General features: G+C 40.2%; 9 protein-coding genes and 2 pseudogenes. 1 reads left to right on the forward strand and 10 read right to left on the reverse strand.

Features of this window, described 5'->3' with window-relative positions:
* Window positions 1-211, forward strand: a pseudogene (locus LY28_RS19415) (group II intron reverse transcriptase/maturase); the annotation flags it as partial.
* A 134-nt stretch (window positions 212-345) separates the two neighbouring features.
* Here the strand turns inward: LY28_RS19415 and LY28_RS18515 are convergent.
* From LY28_RS18515 to LY28_RS18560, 10 genes and pseudogenes are all read right to left on the reverse strand, one after another.
* Entirely contained in the window at window positions 346-945 is a 600-nt protein-coding gene (locus tag LY28_RS18515; RefSeq protein WP_110463652.1) for a substrate-binding domain-containing protein, read from the reverse strand.
* A gap of 188 nt (window positions 946-1133) precedes the next feature.
* Complete coding sequence (locus LY28_RS18520; protein WP_110463653.1) at window positions 1134-1646, reverse strand: hypothetical protein; 513 nt, start codon at window positions 1644-1646, stop codon at window positions 1134-1136.
* Between the two features lie 222 nt (window positions 1647-1868).
* Complete coding sequence (locus LY28_RS18525) at window positions 1869-2459, reverse strand: flavin reductase family protein (RefSeq protein ID WP_110463654.1); 591 nt, start codon at window positions 2457-2459, stop codon at window positions 1869-1871.
* A 48-nt stretch (window positions 2460-2507) separates the two neighbouring features.
* Window positions 2508-4289 carry a glycoside hydrolase family 9 protein gene (locus tag LY28_RS18530; RefSeq protein ID WP_242981427.1) on the reverse strand — a complete coding sequence of 594 codons (1782 nt, stop codon included), beginning with the start codon at window positions 4287-4289 and terminating at the stop codon, window positions 2508-2510.
* A 289-nt stretch (window positions 4290-4578) separates the two neighbouring features.
* Complete coding sequence (locus LY28_RS18535) at window positions 4579-6327, reverse strand: NADH-dependent [FeFe] hydrogenase, group A6 (protein WP_110463660.1); 1749 nt, start codon at window positions 6325-6327, stop codon at window positions 4579-4581.
* 17 nt (window positions 6328-6344) lie between these two features.
* Window positions 6345-8138: an NADH-quinone oxidoreductase subunit NuoF gene (gene nuoF / locus LY28_RS18540; RefSeq protein ID WP_110463655.1), complete on the reverse strand. Its 1794-nt coding sequence runs from the start codon at window positions 8136-8138 to the stop codon at window positions 6345-6347.
* Between the two features lie 30 nt (window positions 8139-8168).
* On the reverse strand, window positions 8169-8537 hold the full coding sequence (locus tag LY28_RS18545) for a (2Fe-2S) ferredoxin domain-containing protein (RefSeq protein ID WP_110463656.1): 369 nt from the start codon (window positions 8535-8537) through the stop codon (window positions 8169-8171).
* On the reverse strand, window positions 8521-9135 hold the full coding sequence (locus LY28_RS18550) for an ATP-binding protein (protein WP_110463657.1): 615 nt from the start codon (window positions 9133-9135) through the stop codon (window positions 8521-8523). Before LY28_RS18550 ends, LY28_RS18545 begins: the two co-directional genes overlap by 17 nt.
* A gap of 26 nt (window positions 9136-9161) precedes the next feature.
* Complete coding sequence (gene nuoE / locus LY28_RS18555; RefSeq protein ID WP_110463658.1) at window positions 9162-9656, reverse strand: NADH-quinone oxidoreductase subunit NuoE; 495 nt, start codon at window positions 9654-9656, stop codon at window positions 9162-9164.
* Between the two features lie 344 nt (window positions 9657-10000).
* Window positions 10001-10135, reverse strand: a pseudogene (locus tag LY28_RS18560) (IS200/IS605 family transposase); the annotation flags it as partial.

The following is a 10135-nucleotide window of genomic DNA, read 5'->3' on the forward strand; positions in this document are numbered from 1 at the left end:
AAATATGCACTGCCATCACAAAACGCCGTACCATAAATGCAAAGATGATAGTTATAGCAATTTGGTGCTTGTAACAATGAATGTTCACCAGTTGCTTCATGCAAAAAAGCCGGAAACAATCCAGTTTTATCTGGATATCATTAAACCGGACAAAAAGCAGATGACTAAAATTAACCGCCTAAGAAAAATGCTTGAGTTGGCAAGTATTTAAAATAACGTGTTTAGTTTCAGATATAGTTTAAGTTGCAAAATTTAGTTTTGATAGAACGCCGTGTGCGGGGAAATTCGCACGCACGGTGTGGAGTGGGGGAAAAGTTAGAGATGATATCAAAGACTTACCTATCACTATGACTTCATGTCATTTACCTCAGATATGTACCAATCTCCTTCCGGTTTGATATTGCCGGAGGACCAGATTTTCATTTCCTTTTTATTAGTTATTGCTCCCTCTCCCGCAGATATAAATACTGCTTTACTGTCAGCTATCTTCTTAAATGCTTCCGCAGCGGTACAGTTCTGACCTGATATTCCCGCCGGATCACTTGCCGGTCCCAATAAGACAAAATAATTGTTTGGAAGCTCAGCTTTTCCTACCCCATAACCGTCAGAAACAAATTTATCCTCCAAGGCCTTGTCATTAATCAGCAGCATATCCGCCTCTCCGGCCTCACATGCCTTGACTGCTTCTTCAGCTTTTTTTGATATTACTTTTATGCTTATTCCCGTATCTTCTTTTATAATTGGTGATAAGTATTCCAACAATCCAGAATTATTTATGGATGCAGTTACCGCAAGATTTAGCTCACTATTTTCAGAGTCTGCCGACTGTCCGGAATTTCTGTCCGAAACACAGGCTGTAAATAACAGCATAAAGGCTGAGATAATTGAAATAGAAAGACCTATTTTAAACAACGCTTTAGCTTTTCCCTTAGACCATATTAACATTATAGCCCCCCCTTTAAAATTGAAAGACAAGCCTAGAATACAAAGCCGTTAGCTTGCCTTTTAATATGACTTTCCTTCATATATATTATTATCATATTATACATCATTTTTCCAGCGTTGTTAAATGTTTTACATAAATATTCAATTTTTGATAAAATAATCGGTAATTTGAAACTATTTTTTTAAATTTATTCCAGAGGGTATACCTTCTTTGTGTCTTTTGCATCAACTGCCCCATAATCTCTGATTATATATTCATACTCTTTTCCTGATACGCTTTTCCATTTTATTTTTTTAGAAGGAATTTCTTCAGGCAGCTCTGTTTTTATAACTACAGTCTGATTTTCCAGACTGCTGTATTTCCCATTAAGCCCGCTTTCAACCAGCTCCTTGGTTTTACTGTCCTGCTTCAGCAATAAATATTCAAATTCTAAAACCTTACCCTTAATTATTATTTCAACAAAATAATCATTTATCTCGCCCTTTAAAATAATTGCATCCTTATCCTTGGCAGAGGCCGGTTCTTCATAGTAGGTGTTTATTGTCACAGAAGGCTTTTCATCTGCCGTTGTCTCACTGCCGGTCTGGCTTGAAATACCCGCATCACTTCTGTCAGTCTCCGAAGAGAGCTTGTCTGTACCGCAGCTAACCAAGAATAGTGACAGTGACAATAAAATAAATATTTTAATACAAGTCTTCATAAATTAAATCAACTCCTATAATATAAATCCATAAAATTTTCTAAACTAATATATCTTAGTATTTTATAACAGACAACTCTTAATACATAGCACCGCTATATTTTTTATTCTATCGTCAGGAAGGCTTAAACCGCAATTGACCAGAGTCATAATTTGACCAGAGTCATAATTTGACTCTAGTTATAGCCGGTAATTCAAGGTAATACTATCCCCGACATAAAATTACCTTCTATTTCCCCTCTTCAAATGCTTCCTCTTTGCAACCGAATATCCGAAAAAGCCTAACGGTTTTGAAAGCGGATAGTATTCCCCATGTGAATAGCAAATCAAATCTGCTCTGTTTAAGCAAAGCTTACCTTTTTCATCAAGCAGCTCTTCCTTTACATTTGTTGCTGCCACCTCAGCTATAAATAAATCATGTGAACCAAGCTCTATTATCTGCTTTACAACACATTCCAGATTTACAGGACTTTCCTTTATCATAGGCGCTCTTACAATTGAAGCTTTCTCCTGCGTCAGCTTCACAGCCGCAAATTTATCGGTGTCCCTGCCTGATTTCACACCGCAAAAGTCCGCAGCAAAAGCCAGTTCTTTTGTTGTCAGGTTTATTACAAACTCCCTTGTGTCCTTTATTAAGGCATGTGAATACCTCTCTTTTCTGATTGAAACAGACACCATAGGAGGGTTAGTGTTTATTGTCCCTGCCCAAGCTATTGTAATTATATTAGGCTTTCCGCCCTTATCCGCACACGAAACCATAACAACAGGAACAGGATTCAGCATTGCAGATGGTTTCCAAACTTGTTTTGCCAATAAAACACCTCCCAGATTCAATCCCGCTGTCAACACCTTAATCGTTGATTATCTCTCCTGATTCAAATATGCAAAAACAAAAATTGCAGAAGAATTCCAATATGTTGCCACCTCATTTGTTCCATAAGAAGACATATCATCTATATAGCATTTTGCAGGAGCCATTCCTGATAGCTTGGCTTTTGACACATCATCATCCAGTATAGAATTAGGTCCGCCTACGACCAAGCCGGGTACCGGCTGCTTCACAGTGTCTCCCACAGAAGGCCTGTGATGAGGCTGCATAATTTGTTTCGCACCGAAGCCTGTTATGTAACACTGACTCAGGGTATTTCTGCCTGACAAATAATGTGCGGCATTTTTAACTGCAGCTGTATATTCCTCACTATTTCGGAGCCTGTCGGCTACTAACAAATGTATGGCATGATTTGTAACATTCATATTACTTCCCCATGTGTACTCCATCTTGTGCATTGCAAGCAGATATCCGTCTTTTTTTGCCGTGGACACAAACATATCGGCTTTTTCAAGCCAGCTCTTCTTTATTTCTTCAACTTTTTTAATATCTATATTATCCGAATCGCAAAATATATATGCAATTGCCGCAAACCCGCTGACATTCTGCCATCCAAGTCCAAATCCGCCCGATTCAAAATTCTTATTGAAATATTCGCCGTATTTTGCTTCCCCGGTTGTTCTAAAAAGCTCTGCCGCAGCCCAGGATATCTCATCCGAGCCGGAGGAATCTCCATATTCACCCGATAATACATCTGCAGGATTTTTAAATTCAACAAAGCCTTTATTATTCTCCAGCCATCCCCACGCCTTTAGAGCTGCATTTAAACAGCTCCGGGAAAATGCACCGTCAATATCCTTGAAAATTCTTGCTGCCATAGCGGCCACAGCTGCAAAGTCAGCAGTTGCGGTTGTTGATACGGGCATTACATATAAATCATCCACATCCACATCAGGCATCAAGGTCATATCCGGAAAGCCCATTGCAGTAACCTTGTGGTATACACCTCCTGAGGCTTTATCCTGCATTTTAAGCAGCCACTCAATGCCATATTTTGCTTCGTCCAGTATGTCCGGTACCTTATTGCCGCTTTCAGGAATACTTTCGGAATCTGTAAAGCTTTCTGGACAGAACTCATATGCCAGCAATAAATCGGCTGCCGTTACAGCTGCCGGAACTGAATATCTTCCGTAATCTCCTGCATCATGCCAGCCTCCGCTGACATCAATTTCTTTACTCTCATCACCATACATTTTTGCCAGGGCTTTATGACAGGCACTGTGAATATATTCCCCGGCATACTTGCTGTCCAGTACAATCCCGCAGCGTTGAAGATACAGTGCCCTTAGCATTGCATCGGATACTCCGGTATAAATATCCTTATCACCTATTATAAACTCATATGATTTACCTAATTCCGGTACTGAAATATAGTACCGTCCCTTGCCTGTAAGCTCTGAAAAATCAGCATAGCATACCGAATCTCCGCTTGAATCATCCTTAATCCTTCCATTGAGTTTCTTTGTCAAAACTACCTTGTCAGTAGATGCATCAACTACCTTAAAAGAATTGTAATTACCATTTATAACAGCTATTTTTTCATCCGTATTTATGTAGCCTATTTGATTAACATGAATATCTTCGCTTAAAATCTGCTCCACTGCTTGTTCAGCCTCCTTTGTACCAGCACTTGCACTTAGTGTCGCTGTTGCTTGAGAAGCATCATTATCTGATGTTTGGGAAGCACAGGAGGTTAAAGCTAACATCAAGCCAACAGACAGAGTAACCGCAACTATTTTTTTCATTTCATACATAGTACATTCTACCTTCTCAATAAGTATTTAAACTGCGTTATAAAAAAGCTAATTTCTATTATATAGCATTTCTAATATGAAAGTATATACTAAAAAGGTTATAAAATAATTTCAACTTTTTTACATGTTATATCAGTGGATTCTTTTTTAGCTTAACGGACGGATTATAAAAAATTGCATGAACCATCGCCGGTTCATGCAATTTTTTTGGCTGTAAAGCATATCGGTAGGCCTGTAACAATGACAGACCCTTTATACGGAAGTTGAAGTAATCAGTTAAAATTAGAAGCTATTCCTTTACCGGGTAATTCTCCCTGACAATATAATGAGTGTGCAAGATCTCATGTGCCTTGTGACTTCCCGGCTTCTCAAAATATTCATCATACATTTTCTTTATTACAGGATTTTCATGAGACTTTCTAATAGGCAGATTTGCATCCTCCTCATAAATAGCCTTTGCCCTCTCGGCTCTCAGGTCTGTCCAGCTTCTTACAGAAGATGGCTGTATAGGCTGTCCGCCGCCGTTTACACACCCTCCGGGACAAGCCATTATTTCTACAAAATCATACCTTTCACCGTTCTTCATGCTGTCAAGCAGCTTTCTTGCATTGCCCAAGCCACTTGCAACTGCCGCCCTTACTTTCTTTCCGCCGAATACAACCGTGGCTTCCTTGATACCCTCTATTCCCCTGACAGCAGTATATTCAATATTGTCAAAGGCTTTACCTTCCAAAATCTCGGCAACCGTTCTGAGTGCCGCCTCCATAACTCCGCCGGTAGCGCCGAATATAACACCCGCACCTGTAGCTCCTCCCATTGGATCGTCAAACTGCTTATCCTCAAGATTTACAAAATCAATTCCGGCCTCTTTTATCATTCTTGCCGCTTCTCTGGTTGTGAGAACAACATCCACATCAGCTAATCCGTTGGCTGATAATTCAGGTCTTGCCGCTTCATATTTTTTTGCTGTACATGGCATAATGGAAACGACAAAGATTTTTGCAGGATCTATCTCCATTTTTTCTGCATAATAAGTCTTTAACAAAGCACCAAACATCTCGTGAGGTGATTTGCACGAGGAAAGATTATCTAAAAACTCCGGATAATTATGCTCACAGAATTTTATCCATCCGGGACTGCAGGAGGTAATAACAGGCAGCTTTCCGCCGTTTTTAATCCTGTTGAGAAGCTCTGTTCCCTCTTCCATAATTGTTAAGTCAGCAGCAGTATCTGTGTCAAATACCTTTGCAAAGCCTAGCTGGCTTAATGCCGATACCATCTTTCCAGTACATCTGGTTCCTATAGGCATTCCAAATTCCTCGCCTATGGCTACTCTGACTGCCGGAGCAGTTTGAACAACAACGTGAAGCTCAGAATTTCCCAAAGCCTCCCAAACCTTGTCCGTATCATCCTTTTCTCTTAATGCTCCCACAGGACAGACACTTATACACTGTCCGCAATTAGTACATGGAACCTCTGCCAAGGACAGGTCAAATGCACATCCCACTGTTGATTTGAAGCCTCTTTCGGCAGCGCTGATAACATTAACGGTCTGAACATTTTTGCACATGCTTACACAACGTCTGCAAAGAATACATTTATTCTGGTCTCTTACAATTGAAGGTGAAAAATCATCTAGCTTGTATTTATTTGTTTCTCCCTCAAACCTGATTTCCTTAATATTCAGCTCATCAGCAAGAGCCTGTAATTCACAGTTTCTGCTTCTGACACAGGTCAGGCATTTCTTTTCATGATTTGATAAAATAAGCTCCAAGGTTACCTTTCTGGCTTCTCTTACGCTGGAACTCTGAGTATATATCTCCAAGCCCTCAGATACCGGGTATACACATGATGCCTGAAGTGCTCTGGCTCCCTTTATCTCCACCAGACACATCCTGCAAGCACCGATTTCATTTATGTCTTTCAGGAAGCAAAGTGTCGGTATTTTTATATTAGCCTGTCTAGCTGCCTCTAAAATAGTTAACCCTTGTTCAACCTGCAATTTCTTACCATCAATAGTAATATTAACTGTAGCCATCTTCACACTCTCCTCCCCTATATTTTTGAAATAGCCTTGAATGGACATTTTTCCATACAAGCACCGCATTTTGCACATTTATCCTGCTCTATCACATACGGAACCTTCTTTTCCCCGCTGATACAATTCATTGGACATGCCTTTGCACACAAGCCGCAGCTCTTGCATTTTGAAGGATCAACAACATATTTCATCATTGATTTGCATACGCCTGCGGTACATCTCTTTTCATATATATGAGCTTCATACTCATCCCTGAAATATCTTATTGTACTGAGGACAGGATTTGGTGCAGTCTGTCCAAGCCCGCACAATGCCGATGTCTTTATATTTTTAGCCAATTCCTCAAGCTTTTCAATATCCCCTTCCTCACCCTTTCCCTCGGTGATTTTTGTAAGAATTTCAAGCATACGCTTGGTTCCTATTCTGCATGGGGGACATTTGCCGCAGGACTCGTCAACCGTAAATTCCAGAAAGAACTTAGCTATATCTACCATACAGGTATCCTCATCCATTACAATAAGTCCGCCTGAGCCCATCATGGCACCTATTGAAATCAATGAATCATAATCAATATGCACATCCAAATGCTGAACAGGAACACATCCGCCTGAAGGTCCGCCCATTTGAGCAGCCTTGAACGCTTTACCCTTTGGAATACCTCCGCCTATATCGTAAACAACTTCTCTTAGGGTTGTTCCCATTGGTACCTCAACAAGTCCTGTATTATTAATTTTCCCTCCGAGAGCAAAAACCTTTGTTCCTTTGCTCTTTTCGGTTCCTATACCTGAAAACCACTCAGCACCCTTTAAAATAATAACAGGAATATTTGCATAGGTTTCAACATTATTCAATATCGAAGGCTTCTGCCACAAGCCCTTAACAGCCGGAAAAGGAGGCCTTGGCCTTGGTTCGCCTCTATGACCTTCTATTGATGTCATCAGCGCAGTTTCCTCACCGCAGACAAATGCTCCCGCACCCAGCCTCAGCTCCAAATCAAATTTAAAGCCGGTACCGAGAATATTGTCTCCGAGAAGTCCGTATTCCTTGGCCTGTTCTATTGCAATCTGCAATCTCTTAACTGCTATGGGATACTCTGCCCTTACATAAATAAAGCCTTGGGAGGAACCGATTGCAAATCCTGCTATAGCCATTGCTTCAATTAAAGAATGAGGATCACCCTCAAGAACACTTCTGTCCATAAATGCTCCCGGGTCGCCTTCATCAGCGTTACAACAGACATATTTAATATCATTTACCTGCTGAGCTGCAAAGCTCCACTTCATACCGGTAGGAAAGCCTGCACCGCCTCTGCCTCTTAAGCCCGATTGCTTCATTGTATCAATGACCCTTTCAGGTGTCATTTCGGTCAATACTCTTTCAAGGGCTTTATATCCGTCAAAAGCGATATACTCGTCAATATTTTCGGGATTTATACGGCCACAGTTTCTTAATGCAATACGTGTCTGCCTTGTAAAGAATTCAACACCATCAAGTGATTTTGAAATGTCTTCGGCCACCTTGTCTCCTGCAAGTAATCTTTTAACTATTCTTCCTTTAAGCAAATGTTCCTCAACTATTTCTTTTACATCTGAAACCTCTACTCTGGTGTACATAGCACCCTCAGGATATACAACGACAATCGGTCCTTCTGCACAAAGCCCGAAACAACCTGTTTTCACTACTTGAACTTCTTTGTCCAAATTATTGCTCGACAACAGCGCTTCCATTTCACCCATAATCTTCAAAGAGTTGGAAGAAGTACATCCTGTCCCTGCACAAACCAGCACATGTGCTCTATATAAATGCATTATTTAAAACCTCCTCACAATGAATTATTTCTACCTTTGCTCTGCTCCTATTGTCAGGTCAAGACATACATTTCCGTTAACAATATGCTCAACAACAACTCTTGCTGCTTTTTCAGCAGTCATTTTAACATAGGTAACCTTATTTCCGTTTTTGTCAATAACTTCTACAACAGGCTCAAGCTTGCATACCCCTATACACCCTGTCATAGATACGGTAACATTTTTCAAATTTCTTTTATCAATCTCTTCAACAAACGCATTCATAACCGGTCTGGCACCCGCTGCAATACCGCATGTAGCCATTCCCACAACAATCCTGATGCCATCGGCACTTGTTCTCAGAGAAATCTTTTCAAGAGTTTTCCTTCTTATTTCCTCCAGTTCAGCTATCGACTTCATTTAGTACACCTCCAAAAATATTTTTTATACCTTCATCAATATACTCTTTCAACCACTGTATAACTGCGAACTCATTTATATCAACACAATATTGGTTTTCACCCTCCTGCTTTTCTCCTGCTTCAGGCATTTCGCCGCTGAGCATTTTTTTTACCTCCGCTGTATCAAGTATAAATATTCCGTTTATACTTTCCAGCTTCAAAATAAAATGCATGTCAGGATTTGCAGTTATTAACGCAATCATGGTGTCTCCAATATCTCCGATAGGCAATCTGTCAATATGATTGATTGAAAAAGCAGCAAATACTTTTGTTCCTATATCCTTTTCAGAATAAATATTAAATTCGCCTTCACATTTCAATGCCGATTCCTTTAGCATCGGTATTCCCAAGCCGACCCTTCTGGTCGTCCTTGAGGTTGTAAACGGGTCATCGGCTCTCTTAAGCAAATCACTGTCCATACCGTCACCATTATCCTCTATTTCAAGAGCAAGCTTATCATCATCGGGTTTTTCACTAATATGCACTTTAATAAATGTTGAATTTGCTTTTATAGAATTTTGAACAATATCCAGAATGTGAAGCGACAAATCTCTCATAATTTACTCCGGTCTATTTATTTGTATTATAAATCCTTATATTTTTCCAGAATACCTTCAACGTCATCAGCTGTCAGTCTTCCATGAACATCCTCATTTATTGTAATTACAGGAGCCAGACCGCATGCCCCTATACACCTGCATGCATCAAGCGAAAACTTTCCGTCCGGCGTACATTGCCCGACATCAATCCCCAGAAATTCTTTAAATTTTTCCAGTATTTCACCTGCCCCCTTAACATAACAGGCAGTTCCAAGACAGACACTGATACTGAACCGCCCCTTTGGATTCAGTGAAAACTGGGTATAAAATGTAACCACACCATAGATTTCAGCCAACGAAACATTAAGTCCCTCCGAAATCCTTTTCAGTACATCCACAGGCAGATATCCATATACTTCTTGCGCTTCATGCAGCACAGGAATCAATGCACCGCTTGTGTCCTTGTAATTCTCGATAATTTGTTTGAGCTTCAAGTCCTTCTGATCCACACAACCGCAGCAACACTTGCTATCACTCATTAATTAGACCTCCTTTAACAATATGTTAATATATTCACAATATCGTTAATATTATAACAAATTATCGATACTTATTCAACTCACTTGACGGAATTTATTATATTTTGTATCCGTACAGCTTGGCACAGCGTCCGTATATAATTTATGGGAGCCTGTGTTAAGGCATATTTGGCATACACACTTTAATTTATTGAAGTCATGACCACCCGTAAAACGGGTGGCTTGTGCTAGCCCTATAAGGGCTTGTTACCGGCTAGCGCCTAAAGACGCTGGCTTTCACTTTGTTCAAGCTACTATTGCCCTTGCCATCTTTGCCGCCCCTAAAGGGACAAACGTACTACTTGCTACCCCTTGAAGGGGTCTTCATACTCTTTTACACTTAGTTTATCCACCATAATATCGTGCTTCTCCTGCTCTTGGATATACTTCCTAATAGTTGCTTCGTTTAAACCTACTGTGCTTATATAATATCCTTCTGC

The organism is Ruminiclostridium sufflavum DSM 19573 (genome assembly GCF_003208175.1).
GTDB lineage: Bacteria > Bacillota > Clostridia > Acetivibrionales > DSM-1351 > Ruminiclostridium > Ruminiclostridium sufflavum.

Excerpts from the sequence above, each read along its gene's own strand:
- LY28_RS18550 (WP_110463657.1), bottom strand. The coding sequence starts at position 9,135 with ATGAGAGATTTGTCGCTTCACATTCTGGATATTGTTCAAAATTCTATA.
- LY28_RS18535 (WP_110463660.1), bottom strand. The coding sequence starts at position 6,327 with ATGGCTACAGTTAATATTACTATTGATGGTAAGAAATTGCAGGTTGAA.
- nuoF (WP_110463655.1), bottom strand. The coding sequence starts at position 8,138 with ATGCATTTATATAGAGCACATGTGCTGGTTTGTGCAGGGACAGGATGT.
- LY28_RS18530 (WP_242981427.1), bottom strand. The coding sequence starts at position 4,289 with ATGTATGAAATGAAAAAAATAGTTGCGGTTACTCTGTCTGTTGGCTTG.
- LY28_RS18520 (WP_110463653.1), bottom strand. The coding sequence starts at position 1,646 with ATGAAGACTTGTATTAAAATATTTATTTTATTGTCACTGTCACTATTC.
- LY28_RS18515 (WP_110463652.1), bottom strand. The coding sequence starts at position 945 with ATGTTAATATGGTCTAAGGGAAAAGCTAAAGCGTTGTTTAAAATAGGT.
- LY28_RS18545 (WP_110463656.1), bottom strand. The coding sequence starts at position 8,537 with ATGAAGTCGATAGCTGAACTGGAGGAAATAAGAAGGAAAACTCTTGAA.
- nuoE (WP_110463658.1), bottom strand. The coding sequence starts at position 9,656 with ATGAGTGATAGCAAGTGTTGCTGCGGTTGTGTGGATCAGAAGGACTTG.